This window comes from Amycolatopsis sp. NPDC031561, assembly GCF_055580625.1.
In genome coordinates, this window is sequence record NZ_JBVILA010000036.1 from 15,791 (window position 1) to 34,430 (window position 18,640).

Here is an 18,640-nt window from a genome sequence, read left to right on the forward strand (position 1 = left end):
CAGACCTTGTGGGTCGGGGTGCCGCGAAAGCCACTTTCGCGACGTCTGACGTCCCGAAAGTGGCTTTCGCGACACGGCCACTCGGCATCAGACGCGACGAAGGGCACCTTCATCCCGTCACCGGCCCCGCCTACGAACACCCCACCTTGGGCCTACCCCAATTTAGAACCGTCCTTACCACTCACGAGGCGCCGGATTCTCCTTGAGCGGCACCGGTGATGTTGCGGACCATGCCGCCGAAGACGACGCCGTGGAACGGCGCGATCCCCTTCCAGTAGGCGTGCCCGGCCAGACCGCGCGGCTCGAAGACCGCCCGCTGGCGGTAGATCGTCCCACCGTCCTCATCGGACTCGACGCTGAGTTCGAGCCAGGCGCGCCCCGGCAGCTTCATCTCCGCCCGCAGCCTCAGCAGCCGCGGCCGGTCGAGGTATTCGACGCGCCACCAGTCCAGTGCCTCGCCCAGATGCAGCCGCCGCGGATCCCGGCGGCCGCGCCGCAGCCCGACCCCGCCGACGAGCCGGTCGGCCCAGCCGCGGACCGACCACGCCAGCGGGAACGAGTACCAGCCGTGTTCCCCGCCGATGGATTCGATGACGTCCCACAGTGCTTCCGGCGAGGCGTCCGTCTTCTGCTCGCGCTTGTCCTCGTAGACGGTCCCGCCCGCCCAGTCCGGATCGCTCGGCAACGGATCCGACGGCGCGGAGGTAGTCGACGCGTCCGACCAGCGGGTCGGCACGTCGGCGTTGCGGATCCGGGTCAGTGCCAGTTCGACGGCGTGCTCGTAGTGGGTCAGGCCTGCGTCCGGATCGGGGATGTGCCCGGCGATCTCGTGATCGTGGCAGACCACCTCGTGCACCAGCGATTCGATCAGCGGTACGGCGATCGACTTCGGCACGGGCGTGACCAGGTTGACCCACTGCGCGGAAAGCCACGGCGTCAGCACCGGCACGGGGACGACGGCTCGCCTCGGCAGCCTGGCGACGACGGCGTAGCGGCGCATCATCTCCAGGTAGGTCAGGACGTCGGGGCCGCCGATGTCGAAGGCGCCGTTCACCTCGGACGGCAGTTCCGCCGCGTGCACGAGGTAGTGCAGCACGTCCCGGATCGCGATCGGCTGGATCCGGTTGTGCACCCATCTGGGGGTGATCATCGCCGGGAGCCGCTCGGTCAGGTAGCGCAGCATCTCGAAGCTCGCCGAGCCCGAGCCGATGATCACCGCGGCCTGCAGGACGACAGCGGGTACCCCGGAGTCCAGCAGGACCCGGCCCACTTCGGCACGGGACGCCAGGTGCGGGGACAGTTCCTCGTCGTCCGGCACGATGCCGCCCAGGTACACCAGCCGCCGCACGCCCGCCGTCTTCGCGGCCTCGGCGACCGTTCGCGCCGCCTCCCGGTCGACCTCGACGAAGTCCTTGCGCGCCAGGGAATGCACGAGGTAGTAGACCACCTCGCCGTCGGTCAGGGCCGTCTCGATCGAGGCCGGATCGGTGACGTCGCCGCGTTCGACCTCGACCAGGTCACGCCACGGCTCTTCGGCGACCTTCTCCGGAGAGCGCGCCACCACGCGGACCTCGTGACCCGCGTCGAGCAGTTGCGGCACCAGCCGTCCGCCCACATAACCCGTCGCACCGAGCACCACACATCGCATTCACCCGAGTGTTCACCGCGAAGGGGCGCCGCGCAGTCCGAGTGAGCCTTTCAGGGGGCCAGCCGGCCCCGGACCTCGACGGTCGCGGCGATGCTGCTCCGGAGGAACCGGGCGACCGTCCGCCGCTCGCCCTCCCCCAGGTCCCGCCACGCGGCGGAGAAGCTCGCGCCGAGCGGCAGGAAGAACTCCGCGCCGATCTGCCTCGCCTGATCGTGCATCCGCAGTTCGACCTTGCGCCGGTCGGTCGCGCTCCGGTCGCGGTAGAGGTGCCCGGCCCGCTCCAGCCGGTCCAGCACCGACGTCGTCGCGGACGCACTCAGGTGCAGCGCGCTCGCGAGCCTGCTCGGGCTCATCGGGGCGCCCATCCTGGCCGCGTCCATGATCACCGCGAGCGCGTTGAGGTCGGTCCGGTGCAGGCCGTGCGCCTCGCCGAACATCTCGGCGAACCGGTCCGACTCGACGGTCAGCTGCCGCAGCAGGAGAACGAGCAACTCGTCCGAGACCTCTTCGACGTCGCCAGTGTCTTCAGCGCCGTTGGTCATGTCCGAAACCTCCCCTCCTGTTGCCCCGTCCGGGTGACCACTCTACTATTTCGATGGTCGAACTATTCACTCGTCGAAATAGCCTTGCCACAGGAGCCATCCGCCCATGATCTCGGAAGTCGAACGCCCAGCCCGCACACGGTCACGTCTGCGGTGGCTGCTCCCCGCCCTCGTCGCGGTGGCCTGGCTGATCTTCGGCGGGTTCAGCGGCCCGTACGCCGGCAAGCTGAGCCAGGTCACGGAGAACGACAGCAGCAGTTTCCTGCCCGCTTCGGCCGAGGCGACCGAGGTCGGCGAGCTCCAGAAGCAGTTCTCCAGCGCCGCCGTCATCCCCGCGATCGTCGTCGCCGAGCGGCCTTCGGGCTTGACCGACGGCGACAAGCGGTTCCTCGCCGACCGGACGTCGAACGCGCGGCTCATCCCAGCGCCGGAGAGCAACGCGGGTGCGCAGGTCGTCGTGCTCTTGGACGCCACGAGCGACCCCGGGGACGGCGTCGAGGCGCTGCGAGACGCGCTCGCCCGCGACACACCCGACGGGTTGAAAGTGCTCGTGACCGGTCCCGCCGCGCAGGTCGCCGACCTCAAGGAGGCGTTCGGCGGGATCGACGGCCTGCTGCTCCTGGTCGCGGGCGCGGTGGTCGCGCTCATCCTGATCATCGTCTACCGGAGCCCGCTGCTCCCCCTGCTCGTCCTGCTGTCGGCCGTGTTCGCGCTGGGATCGGCGAGCCTCGCGGTGTACCTGCTCGCGGACCACGACGTGCTGGCCTTGAACGGGCAAAGTCAGGGAATCCTGTTCATCCTCGTCTTCGGCGCCGCCACGGACTACGCGCTCCTGATGATCTCGCGCTACCGCGAGGAACTCCGGACGACCGACGACGCCCGCGCCGCACTCCGCACGGCCTGGCGCTCGACCATCGAACCGATCGCGGCGTCGGCGGGGACCGTGATCCTCGGCGTCCTCTGCCTGCTGTTCAGCGACCTGAACTCGAACAAGGGGCTCGGCCCGGTCGCCGCCATCGGCATCGGCGCCGCCTTCCTCACCACCATCACGTTCCTGCCCGCCGTCCTGGCTCTCTGCGGTCGCAACGCCTTCTGGCCCTTCCGGCCGGCGGTGGCCCCGCCGAAAGAGGAGACCGGCGGGCTTTGGGGCCACGTCGCGGGCTGGATCTCCCACGCGCCCCGCACGGTCTGGATCGTCACGACCGTCGTGCTGCTCGCGGGCGGCGCGTTCCTCCCGCAGCTCAAGGCTTCCGGCACCGCGCAGTCCGACGTCTTCCTCACCCCGGTCGATTCCGTCGCGGGACAGGAAGTCCTCTCCCGGTACTTCCCCGGCGGTTCCGGCTCTCCCACGGTGATCATCACCCCGGCCGGTCAGGGCGACGCCGTGACCGCGCTGGCACGCGTCCCCGGCGTCTCCGACGTCCGTCAAAGCGGCGAAGCGGGCGGGCTCGCGAAAATCGACGCCGTCCTGGCCGATCCGCCGGACTCCGACGCGGCCGTCGCGACGGTCCAGCGGATCCGCGAAGCCGTGCACACCGTCGACGGCACCAAGGTCGGCGGGCCGACGGCGACGCTGCTCGACACCAGGGAGACGTCCGAGCACGACCGCATGGTGATCATCCCGATCGTCCTGGTCGTGATCTTCCTCGTGCTCGCCCTGCTGCTGCGGTCGCTGCTCGCGCCGCTGCTGCTGATCGGCACGGTGGTGCTGTCGTTCGCCGCGACGATGGGTGTCTCGGCGCTGGTGTTCAACCACGTCTTCGACTTCCCCGGCGCCGACCCGGTCGTCCCGTTGTTCGGTTTCGTCTTCCTCGTCGCACTGGGGATCGACTACAACATCTTCCTGATGACCCGGGTCCGCGAAGAGGCGGGAAGGATCGGCACGCGGGACGGGACGCTGCGCGGCCTGCGCGTCACCGGCGGCGTGATCACGTCCGCGGGCGTCGTACTCGCCGCGACCTTCGCCGCACTGGCCGTCCTGCCCATCCTCTTCCTCGCCCAACTGGCGTTCATCGTCGCGTTCGGCGTCCTGCTCGACACGCTTCTGGTGCGGTCCCTGCTGGTACCGGCGCTCGCGGTGGACGTCGGACGGAAGATCTGGTGGCCGTCGAAGCTGGCGAAGTCGGACCGGGGATGAACGCGGTCCCCGAGCCGAACTGCCCGTAACCTGATGACCATGAGCGAGCTGGACGACTTGCGGAAACGCGCCGCGGCCGGGGATCGGGACGCCGTCGACGAACTGATCGAACTCGCCGGAGAGCGTGGCGACCTGGACGAACTCCGGCGGCTGGCCGACGGCGGAAGCAGCGACGCGGCGGACCAGCTGATCGAAACCGCGACCGAACTGGGGGCGCTGGACGAGCTGCGACGGCTGGCCGAGCGCGGCAACCAGGACGCCGCGGATCAGCTGGCGGAGCTCACCGAGGAGTAGCGCCTCGCATCGCCGGGATCAGCACGGGAAGCGCGACCAGGAGCGCCATGCCGCGCACGAAACCCGCGACCGGATAGGGAACACGAAGCCCGAATCTGTGCGCGAGCAGCCCGCCCGCGAGCGTGCCGAGCGGCATCAACCCCCAGCCGAGCAACCGGTAGACGCCGTTGACCCGGCCGAGCAAGGCCGGGGGCACCTTTCGCTGCCGGACGCTGACGGTCACGACGTTCCAGACCGTCGTCACGAAACCGCTCAGGGCCAGCAGCGCGCCGAGCGTGACCACGTTCGGGCTGAACCCGACGCCGACGAAGACGATGGCGTTCACAGCCAGCGAGACAAGGAGCGCGCGAAGGTCGCCGAGCCGGGCGACCAGCCGCGTGATCACCAGTCCGCCCGCGATGCTGCCGAGCGCGGCCCCGGCGAGCAGCACGCCGAACATGCCCGCGCCCAGATGGAGCGCGTCGGTCACGAACAGCACGAGTGTCGCGTTTCCCAGTTGGCCGCAGAACGTGTTGACGCCGAGCAGCAACGCGAGCGCACGCAACAAGCGATGGCTCATCAGCCAGCGGAGTCCATCGAGGACATTCACGTCTTCCGAAGGCATGCGGCGTCGTTGGGGCAACCTGGCCAGCAGAATGACGGCGATGACGAACGAAGCGGCGTCGACGGCGAACGGGAGCGCCCAGGCGAGCGCGAAGAACAAGCTCCCGAGAGGCGGCCCCAGGAACTGCCTGCCGACGGTCATGGCCACCTGCTGGCTACCGTTCGCCTGGTTCAGCTGTTCTTTCGGGACGAGTTCCGGAATGACCGTCTGCGCGGCGTTGTCGTAGAAGACGTCGCAGGCACCCAGAGCGAACGCGAGGAGAACGAGCGTCGGCACGCTGATCGCCCCGGTCGCGACGAGCGCGGCGAGTATCCCGACGATCAGTGCTTGCAACGCCTGCGTTCGCCACAGGAGGGTGACTCGATCGACCCTGTCCACGATGGATCCGGCGAGGAGGGACAGCAGGAGCCATGGCAGGTACGTCGCGGCGGAGACCAGCGCGATGTCCCTCGCGTCGTGGCTCACCGTCAGGGCCAGCAAGGGCAGTGCCGCGGTGAAGACGCCGTTGCCGAGGCTGTCGATCCCGGTGGCCCACCACAGTCGTCGATAGGCGCGAGGCAAGTCGGACATGGCCGAATCGTGGCGACGTCCGGCATTCCGGCGACACCATTTAGGCCGGGGCTACATACTCGGACTATGCCGATGACCATCGAACTCGGCGTCGCCGAACTGGCCTCGACCCGGTTCGCGATCTCGCCGTTGTCCGAGACCGTGGCCTGCCTGCAGCAACTCGCCGGCCTCGACCAGAACACGGTCAACCTGCCCTGGCTGCGGTGGGCACGGGAGGAACTCGAGCGCGAACCGCTCGATCTTTCGTGGACTTGGCCGTTGCTCGTGAACGGCCGGCTCAGCTGGCCGGAGTTCCTCGTCCCCGCGCCGCAAGACGCAGGAGACTCCCTCGAGAACGATCTCGACGCGTTGCGGCGAACTCCTGAAGACCGGGTGAGAGCGAGCCTCGACCGGGTCTTCGGCGAACGGCTTCCCTACGCCGCCGCGGCCCTCGCGCTCAACCCGGCGTCCGGTCTGCGGAAGATCGCCGAGCAGCTTCGCGAAGCCCACGATCGTCTCCTCGCGCCACACTGGACGCGGATCCGGGCGGCGCTGAACACCGACATCGGTCACCGCGCACGGCAACTGGCCGCGGGCGGCATCGAACGGCTGTTCGCGGATCTGCACCCGGACCTGCGCTGGCATGTCGACCGGGTGATGCTGGCCGGTGATCGGTGGCGCGATCGGCATCGCGTCGTCACCCGAGGGCCGAATGGTCTCGTGCTGATGCCGGTCGCCCTCGGCTCACCCCACGCCTTAGTCAAGAACAACACGTCGACACAGACCACGATCCGCTATCCGGCGAGGGGAACCGGCACCTTGTGGGCGACCGGGCCACGCGCCGCCACACCCGCCGCGGTGCGACTGCTGGGCCGGACACGGGCCGAACTACTACTGGCGTTGTCCTCCCCCGCGACCACGACCGATCTGGCCCACACCCTCGGCGTGACTCCGAGCGCCGTCTCTCAACACCTCAGAGTCCTTCGGGACAGCGGCTTGGTCGCGCGTGAACGCTCCGGCCGCAGCGTCCTCTACCTGACGACCCCACTCGGTGAGCGCCTGCTCTGACTGTCAGAGGTCGATCAGCTCTACGGTCACTTTCGCGACATCACCTTCCTCGATTCCTTCGGCCTTGCGGACCGCTTTCTTGACCGGCAGCACGTAAGCGCCCCGCTTCGAATCCGGGAAGATCGACGTCTTCCACCTGCTGCCGCCGATGCCCACCTGCACGCGCACCGCGCCGAAGCCGCGTCGCGGGCCGTCCGTGATCTCACGGATCTCCTCGGAGACGTCAGTGGGCAAGCTGACGAAGGTCCAGGTCTCCTCGCGGCGGGCGTCCCACACCCAGAGTTCGGCATCGAACACGACGATCATGGGTGGAGCGTCGCATACGGGACCGACAGTTTGCCGTCCCTCTCAGGCGAGGGTGGCGCCGTAGGCGGCGAGCACGGACCGTAGGGGCTGGAAGAAGCTGACTTGGCTGTTCCCGCCGGACAGCACTCCGTAGCCGACACCGCCATAGAACAACGGGCCGCCGCTGTCACCGCTCTCGATCGGGATGTCGGTGGCGATCGTCCCGACGACCTGCTTGTTTTTGCCGTAGTTCACGGTCTGGTTGAGGCCGAGGACCTTCCCGCACGTCTTCTTCGTCGTCATGCCGCTCTTGCACACTGTTTGGCCCACCTGCGGGATGCCCGCACGCAGGATCCGCTGGGTGCCGCCGTCGTAGAGATTCACTCGGCTGGGCCCAGAGCCGGAGACGTCCCGGACGCGGCCGTAATCGGTCACCGGGAAGTGGGTGTCCACGGTGGGGCCGATGCCTTGCCAATCGAGCCCGTGTTCAGTGCAATGCCCGGCCGTGAGTATGTACCGGACACCCTTGACGAGGATCGCGAACCCCGCTGAGCAGAAGTACGGTTCACGACCGGGTCCCGGCGAGACGGTGTACATCGCATCACCGCTGTTCACCGCCGACAGCCGCGCCGCACCGCCCGCAGACGGCGCCGCGGACACGACCGGGGCGGCCAACAAGGTGGCCACGACCGAGGCGATCAGCACCCCGGCTTGTTTACGGCGTGAGCAGCCAAACATGGTCGTGTCCTTCCGTCCACAGGAGACTGATACGTACGACCAGTCCAGTGCCACGCCGCCGGAGGCACAATCGGAGTCAGCCTGACGAGTGATCAGAAGCCATCGGACGTCGGCGACTTCGTCGACGTCCGGCCAGATGGGGTGTCGCGGCATCGCGGTGATCCGCATCTCCAGCCCGTCAGTTTGGTGTCGGGTTCACCCGATTCGGTGTCAAGAACACGTCAACGTCCTCTCAGCGAAGAAAAGCAGAGCCCCACGCTGACGGCGTGACCACAACCCTCACCCGTCCCGAGAGCGACACCGACCGCTCCGAACGGCACCGTCTTTCCGTCGTCGGCGGGCTCGCCGCGCTGTCCTTGGACGCGATGGCGTCGGTCGCCTACGGACCCGAGGCCATCGTGATCGTGCTGGCCGTCGCCGGCGGCGCCGGACTGGGCTTCACCCTGCCCGTCACGATCGCGATCACCGTGCTACTGGGCGTCTTGACGCTGTCCTACCGCCAGGTCATCGCCGCGTTCCCCGACGGCGGAGGCGCCTACGGGGTCAGCCGGACCTACCTCGGGCACCGGGCCTCGCTGGTGGCCGCGGCGTCGCTGATCATCGACTACGTCCTCAACGTCGCGGTCTCGGTGGCGGCGGGCGTGGCCGCGCTGACCTCGGCGTTTCCCGGCTTGCTGCCGTACACGCTGTGGGTGTGCCTCGGCGTCCTGGCGCTGGTCACCGCGGTGAACCTGCGCGGGATCGCGGAAAGCGCGCGGGTGTTCGTCGTGCCCACCGTGATCTACGTCGGCGCGATCCTGACCGTGATCGTCGCCGGCCTGTTCCGGCCGGGCCCGGCGGCGGAGATCGCCGCGCCGGAGCACGCACAGAACCTCCAGATGGTCGGGATTCTGCTGCTGCTCAAGGCTTTCGCGAACGGGTGCGCCGCGCTGACCGGCGTCGAGGCGATCGCGAACGCGGTGCCGTCGTTCCGCAGGCCGCGGGTACGCCGCGCCCAGCACGCGGAAATCGCCCTGGGCGGCCTGCTCGGCGTGATGCTGATCGGGATCGCCGTGCTGATCGGAAAATTCGCCATCCACCCGGTGGACGGCGTCACCGTGCTCTCCCAGGTGACCACCGCCTCGCTCGGCGACGGCTTCGGTTTCTACCTCGTGCAGTTCTCGACCGTGGTCCTGCTCGCCCTGGCCGCGAACACCTCCTTCGGCGGTTTGCCGGTCCTGGCGCAGTTGCTCGCGAAACACAACAAACTGCCGCACGTGTTCGCCCTGCGCGCCGAACGCCAGGTGTACCGCTACGGCGTCGGTTTCCTCGCGATCACCGCCGCCCTGCTGCTCGTCCTCACCAACGGCGACATGAACACGCTGGTCCCGCTGTTCGCGATCGGGGTGTTCGTCGGGTTCACGCTCTCCCAGTCCGGGATGGTCCGGCACTGGCGGCGCCACCGCCCGCCCGGCTGGCGGGGCAAGGCCGCGCTCAACGGTTTCGGCGCGCTGCTCACCGGGGTCGCCGCGATCGTGGTGACGGCGACGAAGTTCGGCGAGGGCGGCTGGCTGATCGTCCTCGCGCTCCCGCTGCTGGTGGCGGCCATGGAATGGGTGGACCGCAGCTACCGCCGGATCGGCGACCGGCTCGAACTCGGTGTGACCCCCGCTCCCCCACGGCCGAACCGGTCACTGGTGATCGTCCCGGTGCACACGGTCTCCCGTCTGACCCGCGACGCGCTGGCCGCCGCGCTTTCCCTCGGCGACCACGTCGAAGCCGTCCACGTCATCCACCCCGAGGACGAGCAGTCGGCGCAGGATTTCGTGACGGCCTGGGAGAAGTGGCATCCCGACGTGACGCTGGTCCAGCTCTACGACGAACGGCGACGGCTCGGCGAACCACTCCTCGATCACCTCCGCACCGCCGGAGACCGGCACGTCTTCGTCCTGATCGCCGAGGTCGAACCGGCACATTGGTGGGAGCGGATCCTGCAGAACCAGCGCGGTGCCGTACTCGCCCGCGCGCTCCGGCGGCGTTCGGACGCCGTCGTCTGCCGGATGCGGTTCCGCCTGGAAGCCCGATGAGCGACCTCGTGCGGGCGTTCCTTCAGGCGATCCGCGCGCCGCCCTGAACCGGCACCGTGTCTGTCCACTTCGGACGTCCGGTGACGACGAACGTGGTCTGCCTCGCCAGCGAGACCGCGTGATCGGCGAAGCGTTCGTAGTACCGGCTCAGCAAAGCCGCATCGACCGCTTTCGCCGTTCCGTAGGTCCAGTCGTGATAGTCGATCACCGTGAAGAGCGTCCGATGCAGGTCGTCCATGTCGTCGTCGACGCTGATCAGCGTGCGTGCCAATACGGCGTCGCGGCTCTCGATCGCCTGCCCGGCCATCACCGCCAGCCACACCGCGATCCGGCTCATTTCGACGAACCGCGGCATCAGGACCTGCGGTACCACCCGGTCCGGATACCTGCGCTGGACGGCTTCGGCGACATGGATCGCGAGGCGGCCCATCCGATCGAGGTCGCCGACGGCGTGGATCGCCGAAAGCACGACCCGGAGGTCGGTCGCGACCGGGGACTGCAACGCCAGGATCGCGTGCGCGTGCTCCTCGGCCTCGGACTTGACCTGTGCCAGGGCAGTGCCTTCGGCGATGACCTCGCCCGCAAGCTCACCATCGGCCTCGAGAAGGGCAGTTCCGGCCCGATCCATCATGTCCGCGACCATCCGCGAAGTCCGCAGCAGCCGGGCGACGAGCCGGTCGAGTTGGTCGTGGTAAGAGGTGCGCATGCACCCGATCTTTACGCGCGGGGAATCGATTCCCCGCGCCCTCCGCCCCTTTTTCACGGGAACAGAACGCGGATCGCTCTGACGACGACCTCTCGTTGACGCCTGACGTCAGCCGACGTGGATTCCCGGGCGGAGCGCCGAGTCTCGTTCGCTGGTGCGGATGATCTCGCGGACCACCGGCGCGGTGTCGCCCCGGCCGAGGATCAGGTAGCGGAACAGATGGCCGAGCGGATTCCCTTCGCTCCACTCGAAATGGCACTGCGGCCGCACCCCGGTGGCATCACGCAGCGCGAGCAGGATCGCCGCGATCGCGTTCGGCGCCGCCGGGCTTTCCACGCGCAGGACCCGGAAACCCTCGATCTCGACGCCGCGGACCTTCAGCACGTCACTGAACCCGGACGGGTCGATCACGTCGATTTCGAGGAACAGGACATCGGCTGCGCCCGGCACCGGGTTCAGACCCCGCTGCTCGGCCTCCTTCGCCCGGTACTCCTCGGCATCCCCGGCCTGACGACGGTTCGCGATGATCGTCAGCGCGCCGTCGTGAGCGATCGACTCGGTGACGAACCGGCGAGCGGGCTCGTCGAACTCGATGTGCTCCACCCGCAGTTCCGTGGTCCGCGTGACCCGCGAAACCAGCGACACGGCGATGATCCCGAGAATGAAGAACGCGGAGATGGTGAGCCCGTCGGGCTTCTCGATGACGTTCTCCACCAAGGCATAGATCAGGATCAGCGTCAGCACGGCGAACGCGATCGCGGCCTTGCGCTGCCGCTTCTTCGCCGCGGAGATGGCCACCGCGATCGACGCGGAGACCATCATCGCGAGGATCCCGGTGGCGTACGCCCCGGCCTGGGCGTTGACGTCCGCGTTGAAGATGATCGTCACCAGGACGCAGATCGCGGTGTAGACCAGCACGACCGGACGGACCGCACGGGCCCAGTCCGGCGCCATCCCGTAGGCGGGGAGATAGCGCGGCACGATGTTGATCAGCCCCGCCATCGCCGACGCCCCGGCGAACCACAGGATCAGGATGCTGCTGATGTCGTAGGCAGTCCCGACCCACTCACCCAGCAGTTCATGCGCGAGGTACGCCAGCGCGCGGCCGTTCGCCTCACCACCGGGCGCGAACGCGTCCTTCGGGATCAGGACCGTGGTGATGAAGCTGGTCGCGATCAGGTAGACCGACATGATCAGCGCGGCGACGGTCAGCAGTTTGCGCGTGTTGCGGATCCGGTCAGCCAGCCTCTGCTCGGCGTTCTCACCCTTGGCCGCCACCAGCGGCATCATGCTCACACCGGTCTCGAAACCGGACAAACCGAGCACCAGCAAGGGGAACGCCAGGATCGCCGGGCCGATGACACCGCCGAAGCCGCCTCCCCCGGAAGTGAGCGCGTCCAGCCAGCGGTCGAACGCGGCGGGATCGGTGAGCACCTCGCCGACACCGGCGACCACGACCACCGCGTTGAGCACCAGGAAAATCGCCACCAGCGGGATCGCGACGCCAACAGCCTCACTGAACCCGAGCAGGAACACCCCGCCCAGGATCAGCAGCAGGACCACCGTGATCAGCACCTCGTGCCCGTGCAGGAACGAGGGGACGTTCGGATTCTCCAGCGCGTGCACGGTGGCGTCGGCCGACGACAGGGTGATGGTGATGATCCACGATGTCGCGACGAACCCGAGCAGCACCAGCACGAAGATCTTGCCGCGCCAGAACGGCAGGAGGTTCTCCAGCATCGCGACCGACCCCTGGCCGTGCGGGCTCTCCTTCGCCACCCGCCGATACATCGGCAGCATGCCGAGCAACGTCAGCGCCACGATCAGCAACGTCGCCAGCGGCGAGAGCGCACCCGCCGCCAGTGCCGCGATCCCGGGCAGATAGGACAACGTGGAGAAGTAGTCCACGCCGGTGAGGCACATGACCTTCCACCACGACTGCGGCGTGGTGTGGTTCTCCTGGCTTTCCGGCCCGACCGGCTGAACCCGGTGCTCCATCAGCCACCGGCCGACCTTGCCCGTCGGCGCCGCCTGCCGGACCGGGCTGTCCACCCGCCCCGGAACAGCGGATCCAGCTTCTTCGGTCATACCCCTGTCCTCCCCGATTCTCCGTGCGCCGCACCTGGCACGCCATCTCCACCCCGACGTGACGGCCGCACACCGACGCGGACACTAACGATCCAGCGCCAAGAATCACCGAGCCGGACGTAAAGAAAACATCAATGTCGCGCGACAAGCTGACGTGCCGCGGGTAGTCCCGGCCGGCAGGACGATGGCCACGATCCCGGCCAGCTCCTGGTCGCGGCAACTCGCCGACCAGAAACCGCAGGTCGAGCTCCCACCGTGCTGCCCATCGAATCTTCGAGGTAGCGTGTGTGCCGGACGAGCCGAAGGGATTCCGGGCACTGTGACTCGACGACTGTCAGCCGGCGACCGCCCCGGAGTCAAAGGCTCACTCGGTCCTGTCTGTCTCGTACTCAGCTTGCTCGGTTGGATACTCCCCTACGGCGAGGTGGCCTCGGTGCTGGCCTTGGCCGCCGGAGCGGTATCGATGCTGACGGACCGCCAGTATCGACTCGATGGCCTTGTCATCGCAGGCGTCTGCATCGCCGCACTCCAGCTCTTCTTCGGGCTGCTGCTGTTCACGATGGATCTGGCCGGACACTGAGGACATCGACTTCACCAGTCGGTTACGCACCCGAGGTCCGCCACTTGGCCGGGCCGCGTGCAGCAACCTAGGCCGAGGCCGGGCTGAGGCTCTCGCTTCGCCACATCGACGTCGACAGCCACCCGAGCGTGAAGCCGAACAGGATGTGCAACCCGCTGGTGAACAGGGTGTCCGGCAAGGGCGCGGCGAGCGCGAACGCGGCCGGCACCACCACGTAGAGGCCCGACGGGATTCGGGGGTGGACCTTGGCGCGCAGCAGGGACAGGCCGAAGAGCACCGACCCGAGGGCGAACACTCCCGCGCTCGCGGTGAGGGCCACTTTGGTCGGACCGCGCAGAAGTTCGGCGACTATCGGGCCGTCGAGGTAGAACAGCGCCATGTTCAGCGCGAACGCGGCGCCGCCGAACAGTCCGAGACCGACCAGGTTGACCAGGTACGCGAGGGCACCGAACCGGCCGGCGGCTTCGCTGTGACGCGCGTAGAGCGCCACGAGGGCGGGCGTCGCCAAGGCCGGGGCGAGGCCGAGGACGAAGCTGGTGGCCGCGGTCTCCCCGAGTACCGTTTCGAAGGCCGCGGGAACCGCGATGAACAGTCCGGCGACGATGCCGCACGGCGCGCCGAGGCGGATCAACGTGGGCGACAGCATATGAGAACTCCCTTGTGGCACAAGCATTAGCGTGCGATGACAGTGCCGAACGCTACGAAGGGCCGTCGCGGTCCGGAAGTGCCGACCGGGCCGGAGTTCTCACCGGGCATGGCCGAACGGCACGTGCCGTTCGGCCATGGTTTCGCGAACCCGGAAGAACTCGGCCGGATCGGCCGTACCCTTTCCTCGCAGGGAGGTGCTGCATGCCGATCATGCGGAAAGAATCACCGGTGTCCTGGGTGTCGGCCGTCGTCTACGGGATCGTGCTGATCGCGGGCCTCTACTACGTCCTTGCCGGGCTCGGCGAGGACATCCGTCCTCTTAGGACAGCGGGGTTCGTCGCGTGCGTCGCGGCGCTGTTCGCGCTGGAGCCCGCCGAACGGCGCCGCGGCGCGGGGCGTGGCGCCGCGGCGGCGTTCCTGCTCGTCCGGCTCGCGCTGTTCGTCGCGGTCGCCGCGCTGGACGACTCGGGGCTGTCCCGGGCGCTGTTCGTGCTGGTGCCGTTCGCGGCCTACCTCGCGTTCGGCCGGACGGTGAGTATCGCGCTCGGCGCGCTGTGCCTGGTGCTGCTCGTCTGCTCCTACGCCTTGTGGGTTCCCGGCTGGTACACCAGCGCCAACTACGTCGCCGACGTGCTGATGTTCGTCATCGGCCTGGTTCTCGCCATCGCCATGGCCGGGATCGCGGTCCGCGAGCAGCAGGCCCGTGCCCGGCTCGAGGAGTCGCTGGACGAGGTGACCTCCTACGCCGCCCAGGTCGCGGACCTGTCGGCGGCGGCGGAGCGCAACCGCGTCGCCAGGGACATCCACGACAGCCTCGGCCACCACCTCACCGCGATCGCGGTACAGGTGGAGAAGGCGTCCGCCTTCCGCGAGCGCGATCCGCGGGCCGCGGACCAGGCCCTGGCCGACGCGCGGTCTTCGGCGCGACGCGCGCTCGACGACGTCCGCCGGTCGGTCGGAGCGCTCCGCGACGAGCGGGAGGGACGCACCCTGTCCGCGTCGCTCGCCGAACTCGTCGACCAAGCCGGCGACGACCGGCTCCGGGTCAGCCTCGTCGTGGACGGCGAGGAGCGCGCCGGGGACAACGCGACGGTGAGCGCGCTTTTCCGCGCAGCGCAAGAAGCCTTGACCAACGCGCGAAGGCACGCACAAGCCGATCGGGTCTCGGTGTCACTGACCTTCGGCGACACCGAGACCCGGCTCGTCGTCGCCGACGACGGCCGCGGGTTCAGTACCGGAGCGTCCGAATCCGGAGAAGGGTTCGGGTTGCTCGGCCTGCGCGAGCGCGCGGCGCTGGTCGGCGGGCTCGCCCTGGTCGAGAGCCATCCCGGGGCGGGCACCCGGATCACCGTGACGGTGCCGGCCCGATGAGCGTGCGCGTACTGGTCGTCGACGACCAGCGGTTGATCCGCGACGGCATCGCCTCGCTGCTGGGCATCCAGCCGGGTATCGAGGTGGTCGGCGTCGCCGCGGAAGGGAAAGAAGCCATCGCCCGCGTCCTCGCGCTCGAACCCGACGTGGTGCTGATGGACGTCCGGATGCCCGGGATGGACGGCGTCGAAGCCACCGCGATCCTGCGGCACAAAGCGCCCGGCTGCCGAATCGTCATGCTGACCACCTTCGACGACGACGAATACGTCGTACAGGCGCTGCGCGCCGGTGCCACCGGGTACCTCCTCAAGGACCTCCCCGCCGACGAACTGGCCGACGCCATCCGGCTGACGCACGCCGGGATCACCCAACTCGACACCTCAGTGGCACGGCGCCTGGCCGCGAGGGCTCCAGCAGCCGAACCCGCGAAACCGGCACCCACCGAAGTATTGACCAGCCGGGAGACCGCGGTACTGCGGCTCGTCGCGATCGGCTCGACGAACCGCGAAATCGCCGCACGGCTGTACCTCAGCGAAGGAACGGTGAAGAACCACATTTCCCGCATTCTCGGCCGCCTCGGACTACGAGATCGCACCCAAGCCGCGATCTACGCCCGCGATCACGGACTACTGGCGAACTCCGAGGACTGAGCAGACAAGGCTTATGTCGCCGACGCGCCCGACTTTCGGACCTACAAGCCAGTGCGCCGGGGCACCTACCCTAGACATGGTCTAGACCTCTCACGAGAGGAGTTCTGCGATGAGGTTTTCCCGATCCGCCGTCAAAGTCGCGATACTGACCGCCGTGCTCGGCACGGTCTCGGTGTTCACCGCCGTCCCGGCCCTCGCGCACGGCTCGATGGGCAACCCGATCAGCCGGATCATGCAATGTTTCGAGGAGGGTCCGGAGGACCCGCAGTCCGCCGCGTGCAAGGCCGCCATCGAGGTGGGCGACAGCTGGCCGATCTACGACTGGGACGAGGTCAACATCGGCGACGCCAGCGGCCGCAGCCGCGAGATCATCCCGGACGGCAAGCTGTGCGGCGCCGGCCGGGACAAGTACAAGGGGCTCGACCTGGCCCGCGACGACTGGCCGGCGACCACGATGCCGGGCAGCGGCCCGTACACCTTCCAATACCAGCTGACCGCCGCGCACGAGGGCACCTTCGAGCTGTACGTCACCAAACCGGGCTACGACCCGACGAAACCGCTCAAATGGTCCGACCTGGAAGACACCCCGTTCTACCAGCAGGACAACCCGCCGATCGTCGGCAACGCCTACCAGCTCCAGGCGAACCTGCCCGGCGGGCGCACCGGCAGGCACCTGATCTACTCGATCTGGCAACGCCACTGGCCGGACTCCGGCGAAGCCTTCTACACCTGCTCGGACGTGATCTTCACCTGATCGCCACGGCCGTCCAGTCGCCGGGCTCGCCGCCGACGACTGCTCTCTCGGTACTTTCGGCTGGGTTGTCAGACCAGGAGGCGGGCCTTCAACGCGGCGATGGTCGCGTCGTCGAGGCGGAGTCCTTGGCGGGCATAGGCTTCCATGGACCCGTAGTGATGGTCGACCTCGTCGAAAGCCGCACGCAACCAGCTCAACTCGACGGCCTTGGGGTCGCCCAGCTTGTCGTTGCTGAGCATGAAGTCGGCCTCGATGGCCGCACGCGGCACACCGAGCAGGCTCAGCAGGATCGCCGTCCCCCAGCCGGTGCGGTCCTTGCCCGCCGAACAGTGGAAAACGGTGGCGCCGGAACCGTTCGCCGCGATGGCACGCAGCAGGTCGCCGAACGCGTGGTCAGCGCCCACGAAGTCGACCATGAACGGGTAGCCGATCGACTGGCCCAGGTTGTCGGATCCGTTGAGCAGCCCGGCCGCGATGGCCTTAACCAGCGTGACGGCGGCGTTGTCGTGGAACCGCAGCCCGTGTTCGAGCGAGACCACGTCGGCCACCTGGTAACGGGCGCCCGCAGGCACCCGGTCGGGCTCGTCGCGGCGCTCCTTCACGTTGCGCAGATCGACATCCAGCGACACGTTCACCGCGGTGAGCAGACGGAGATCCGCGTCGGTGAGCCGGGAAAGCTTGTTGGACCGGAAGACCACGCCGGTACGCACCGTGCGCCCGTCGGTCGTGGTGTACCCGCCGACATCGCGAAAGTTCTTGGCTCCCTCCAGCGTCACCGCGTTGGCGACGGCGCCTGGGGCTTCGATGGTCGCCCACGCCGGCACGTTCACCCCGCCGACGAGCGCGGTCACCGCGGTGACCGCCACGAGCAGCTTCCTCACGCGCATGTCGCTCCCTCCAACAACATTCGGACCGAACACGAATGATTCCCGCCTACGCCGGGGAGGACAACCGCAACGAGGAAGGATTAGCGGGGAGTTCAACGAGCGGACACCAGTGCCACCAACCCTCCAGAGCTTCCGGAGAAGCGAGACCGTTCGGCGTGAGAGTCCGTACGCTGGTTCCAGTCGGCTGTCATGGGGAGTGGTCATGGGAAGAGTCGCCATCATCGGCGATGTCGGCGGGCACCCGGATCAGTTGCGCCGGGCGTTGGCCTGGCTCGGCGCCTCCAAAGGAGAACTTCCACTGGATCTCACCGTGATCCAGGTGGGTGATCTCGTCGATCGCGGCCCGGACAGCGCAGGAGTGCTCGACATCGTGGCGACCTTGCTGGGCAAGCGGCGATGGATCCAGCTCGCGGGGAACCACGAGACGCAGTACTTGCCCGGCAGGGCCGTCTTCTGGCGCGAACCCCTTGCGGAGGGCGACGTGGCCAGGCTGCGGCAGTGGTGGGCCGAGGGGCTGTTGCGTGTGGCCGAGACCGTCCGTACCGCCGAGGGCGACGAACTACTGGTCACTCACGCGGGTTTGACGCTCGCCTGCTGGCAACGGCTGGGAGAACCGATGTCGGCGACCGAGGCGGCGGAGTTGCTCAACGAGCGTCCGGAGTTGATCTGGGAAATCGGTGAACACGGCCGCGACGGCAGTGCGGGTCCGCTGTGGGCCGAATCGGGCGCGGCGCTGCACGAACCCTGGATGGGCTATCGCGGCGTCGTGCCCTTCGGCCAGATCCACGGGCACTCCACGGTCGTGCGGTTCGCCGATCGAACCTGGCGGTGCGCTGGGCGGGTCCGGCAACGCGCGGCGGTCGATTGGTACGCCCGCCACGTTCGCGTCCGTGTGGGCGGACGCATGTTCATCGGCATCGACCCGGGGCACGGCCGGACCGGCGCCGCCGATTGGCAACCGCTGGTCCTCGACGATGCCAGCGTCACGGCCCCAAGCCCGCACTAATGCCGCCACGGGATTTCGG

18 protein-coding genes are annotated in these 18,640 nt (G+C 68.5%); 9 read left to right on the forward strand and 9 right to left on the reverse strand.

The window, feature by feature from the left end; translation table 11 throughout:
• Window positions 1-181: 181 nt before the first annotated feature.
• Together ACZ5IK_RS41125 and ACZ5IK_RS41130 are read right to left on the reverse strand one after the other, a co-directional pair.
• The gene (locus ACZ5IK_RS41125; RefSeq protein WP_465492658.1) at window positions 182-1,648 is read right to left on the reverse strand and encodes an SDR family oxidoreductase; all 1,467 of its coding nucleotides are present in this window, start codon (window positions 1,646-1,648) and stop codon (window positions 182-184) included.
• Window positions 1,649-1,698: 50 nt separating this feature from the next.
• Complete coding sequence (locus ACZ5IK_RS41130) at window positions 1,699-2,190, reverse strand: MarR family winged helix-turn-helix transcriptional regulator (protein ID WP_465492659.1); 492 nt, start codon at window positions 2,188-2,190, stop codon at window positions 1,699-1,701.
• A 106-nt stretch (window positions 2,191-2,296) separates the two neighbouring features.
• On the opposite strand from ACZ5IK_RS41130, the gene ACZ5IK_RS41135 reads away from it, so the two are divergent.
• Together ACZ5IK_RS41135 and ACZ5IK_RS41140 are read left to right on the forward strand one after the other, a co-directional pair.
• Window positions 2,297-4,327, forward strand: coding sequence for an MMPL family transporter (locus ACZ5IK_RS41135; RefSeq protein ID WP_465492660.1), 2,031 nt, complete (start codon window positions 2,297-2,299; stop codon window positions 4,325-4,327).
• 39 nt (window positions 4,328-4,366) lie between these two features.
• Window positions 4,367-4,621: a hypothetical protein gene (locus ACZ5IK_RS41140; RefSeq protein ID WP_199192991.1), complete on the forward strand. Its 255-nt coding sequence runs from the start codon at window positions 4,367-4,369 to the stop codon at window positions 4,619-4,621.
• Here ACZ5IK_RS41140 and ACZ5IK_RS41145 read toward each other — a convergent pair.
• Complete coding sequence (locus tag ACZ5IK_RS41145) at window positions 4,608-5,795, reverse strand: MFS transporter (protein ID WP_465492661.1); 1,188 nt, start codon at window positions 5,793-5,795, stop codon at window positions 4,608-4,610. The two genes, ACZ5IK_RS41140 and ACZ5IK_RS41145, sit on opposite strands and share 14 nt — an antisense overlap.
• A gap of 66 nt (window positions 5,796-5,861) precedes the next feature.
• On the opposite strand from ACZ5IK_RS41145, the gene ACZ5IK_RS41150 reads away from it, so the two are divergent.
• Window positions 5,862-6,842 carry an ArsR/SmtB family transcription factor gene (locus ACZ5IK_RS41150; RefSeq protein ID WP_465492662.1) on the forward strand — a complete coding sequence of 327 codons (981 nt, stop codon included), beginning with the start codon at window positions 5,862-5,864 and terminating at the stop codon, window positions 6,840-6,842.
• Window positions 6,843-6,845: 3 nt separating this feature from the next.
• Here the strand turns inward: ACZ5IK_RS41150 and ACZ5IK_RS41155 are convergent, their stop codons facing one another.
• Together ACZ5IK_RS41155 and ACZ5IK_RS41160 are read right to left on the reverse strand one after the other, a co-directional pair.
• The gene (locus ACZ5IK_RS41155; RefSeq protein ID WP_101608172.1) at window positions 6,846-7,148 is read right to left on the reverse strand and encodes a DUF1905 domain-containing protein; all 303 of its coding nucleotides are present in this window, start codon (window positions 7,146-7,148) and stop codon (window positions 6,846-6,848) included.
• Window positions 7,149-7,190: 42 nt separating this feature from the next.
• Complete coding sequence (locus tag ACZ5IK_RS41160; RefSeq protein ID WP_465492663.1) at window positions 7,191-7,832, reverse strand: S1 family peptidase; 642 nt, start codon at window positions 7,830-7,832, stop codon at window positions 7,191-7,193.
• 299 nt (window positions 7,833-8,131) lie between these two features.
• On the opposite strand from ACZ5IK_RS41160, the gene ACZ5IK_RS41165 reads away from it, so the two are divergent.
• Entirely contained in the window at window positions 8,132-9,931 is a 1,800-nt protein-coding gene (locus ACZ5IK_RS41165) for an APC family permease (RefSeq protein ID WP_465492664.1), read from the forward strand.
• Window positions 9,932-9,953: 22 nt separating this feature from the next.
• Here ACZ5IK_RS41165 and phoU read toward each other — a convergent pair whose 3' ends face one another.
• Window positions 9,954-10,637 (reverse strand): phosphate signaling complex protein PhoU, encoded by a 684-nt coding sequence (phoU, locus tag ACZ5IK_RS41170; RefSeq protein ID WP_465492665.1) that lies wholly within the window; start codon window positions 10,635-10,637, stop codon window positions 9,954-9,956.
• Window positions 10,638-10,745: 108 nt separating this feature from the next.
• Window positions 10,746-12,725, reverse strand: a complete 1,980-nt coding sequence (locus ACZ5IK_RS41175) for an amino acid transporter (RefSeq protein WP_465492666.1) — start codon at window positions 12,723-12,725, stop codon at window positions 10,746-10,748.
• Window positions 12,726-13,158: 433 nt separating this feature from the next.
• Here ACZ5IK_RS41175 and ACZ5IK_RS41180 point away from each other — a divergent pair, with 433 nt between their 5' ends.
• A complete protein-coding gene (locus ACZ5IK_RS41180; protein WP_465492667.1) occupies window positions 13,159-13,305 on the forward strand; it encodes a hypothetical protein in 147 nt (48 codons plus the stop codon).
• A 67-nt stretch (window positions 13,306-13,372) separates the two neighbouring features.
• Here the strand turns inward: ACZ5IK_RS41180 and ACZ5IK_RS41185 are convergent, their stop codons facing one another.
• Window positions 13,373-13,951, reverse strand: coding sequence for a hypothetical protein (locus ACZ5IK_RS41185; RefSeq protein WP_465492668.1), 579 nt, complete (start codon window positions 13,949-13,951; stop codon window positions 13,373-13,375).
• 203 nt (window positions 13,952-14,154) lie between these two features.
• Between ACZ5IK_RS41185 and ACZ5IK_RS41190 the strand changes: the two genes are divergently transcribed.
• From ACZ5IK_RS41190 to ACZ5IK_RS41200, 3 genes are all read left to right on the forward strand, one after another.
• On the forward strand, window positions 14,155-15,324 hold the full coding sequence (locus ACZ5IK_RS41190) for a sensor histidine kinase (RefSeq protein ID WP_465492669.1): 1,170 nt from the start codon (window positions 14,155-14,157) through the stop codon (window positions 15,322-15,324).
• On the forward strand, window positions 15,321-15,974 hold the full coding sequence (locus ACZ5IK_RS41195; RefSeq protein ID WP_465492670.1) for a response regulator: 654 nt from the start codon (window positions 15,321-15,323) through the stop codon (window positions 15,972-15,974). The genes ACZ5IK_RS41190 and ACZ5IK_RS41195 overlap by 4 nt, the downstream gene beginning before the upstream one ends.
• Window positions 15,975-16,083: 109 nt before the next feature.
• Window positions 16,084-16,728 carry a lytic polysaccharide monooxygenase auxiliary activity family 9 protein gene (locus ACZ5IK_RS41200; RefSeq protein WP_465492671.1) on the forward strand — a complete coding sequence of 215 codons (645 nt, stop codon included), beginning with the start codon at window positions 16,084-16,086 and terminating at the stop codon, window positions 16,726-16,728.
• 68 nt (window positions 16,729-16,796) lie between these two features.
• On the opposite strand, the gene ACZ5IK_RS41205 is transcribed toward ACZ5IK_RS41200, so the two are convergent.
• Window positions 16,797-17,615, reverse strand: a complete 819-nt coding sequence (locus ACZ5IK_RS41205; protein ID WP_465492672.1) for a tyrosine-protein phosphatase — start codon at window positions 17,613-17,615, stop codon at window positions 16,797-16,799.
• A gap of 202 nt (window positions 17,616-17,817) precedes the next feature.
• Here ACZ5IK_RS41205 and ACZ5IK_RS41210 point away from each other — a divergent pair, with 202 nt between their 5' ends.
• On the forward strand, window positions 17,818-18,621 hold the full coding sequence (locus tag ACZ5IK_RS41210) for a metallophosphoesterase (RefSeq protein ID WP_465492673.1): 804 nt from the start codon (window positions 17,818-17,820) through the stop codon (window positions 18,619-18,621).
• The last annotated feature ends 19 nt before the right edge of the window (window positions 18,622-18,640 follow it).

What these genes read in the sequence shown, in the direction of transcription:
- phoU (WP_465492665.1), bottom strand. Translation starts at nt 10,637, where the DNA reads ATGCGCACCTCTTACCACGACCAACTCGACCGGCTCGTCGCCCGGCTG.
- ACZ5IK_RS41130 (WP_465492659.1), bottom strand. Translation starts at nt 2,190, where the DNA reads ATGACCAACGGCGCTGAAGACACTGGCGACGTCGAAGAGGTCTCGGAC.
- ACZ5IK_RS41150 (WP_465492662.1), top strand. Translation starts at nt 5,862, where the DNA reads ATGCCGATGACCATCGAACTCGGCGTCGCCGAACTGGCCTCGACCCGG.
- ACZ5IK_RS41155 (WP_101608172.1), bottom strand. Translation starts at nt 7,148, where the DNA reads ATGATCGTCGTGTTCGATGCCGAACTCTGGGTGTGGGACGCCCGCCGC.
- ACZ5IK_RS41195 (WP_465492670.1), top strand. Translation starts at nt 15,321, where the DNA reads ATGAGCGTGCGCGTACTGGTCGTCGACGACCAGCGGTTGATCCGCGAC.
- ACZ5IK_RS41140 (WP_199192991.1), top strand. Translation starts at nt 4,367, where the DNA reads ATGAGCGAGCTGGACGACTTGCGGAAACGCGCCGCGGCCGGGGATCGG.
- ACZ5IK_RS41185 (WP_465492668.1), bottom strand. Translation starts at nt 13,951, where the DNA reads ATGCTGTCGCCCACGTTGATCCGCCTCGGCGCGCCGTGCGGCATCGTC.
- ACZ5IK_RS41190 (WP_465492669.1), top strand. Translation starts at nt 14,155, where the DNA reads ATGCCGATCATGCGGAAAGAATCACCGGTGTCCTGGGTGTCGGCCGTC.
- ACZ5IK_RS41210 (WP_465492673.1), top strand. Translation starts at nt 17,818, where the DNA reads ATGGGAAGAGTCGCCATCATCGGCGATGTCGGCGGGCACCCGGATCAG.
- ACZ5IK_RS41175 (WP_465492666.1), bottom strand. Translation starts at nt 12,725, where the DNA reads ATGACCGAAGAAGCTGGATCCGCTGTTCCGGGGCGGGTGGACAGCCCG.
- ACZ5IK_RS41135 (WP_465492660.1), top strand. Translation starts at nt 2,297, where the DNA reads ATGATCTCGGAAGTCGAACGCCCAGCCCGCACACGGTCACGTCTGCGG.
- ACZ5IK_RS41145 (WP_465492661.1), bottom strand. Translation starts at nt 5,795, where the DNA reads ATGTCCGACTTGCCTCGCGCCTATCGACGACTGTGGTGGGCCACCGGG.
- ACZ5IK_RS41125 (WP_465492658.1), bottom strand. Translation starts at nt 1,648, where the DNA reads ATGCGATGTGTGGTGCTCGGTGCGACGGGTTATGTGGGCGGACGGCTG.
- ACZ5IK_RS41200 (WP_465492671.1), top strand. Translation starts at nt 16,084, where the DNA reads ATGAGGTTTTCCCGATCCGCCGTCAAAGTCGCGATACTGACCGCCGTG.
- ACZ5IK_RS41205 (WP_465492672.1), bottom strand. Translation starts at nt 17,615, where the DNA reads ATGCGCGTGAGGAAGCTGCTCGTGGCGGTCACCGCGGTGACCGCGCTC.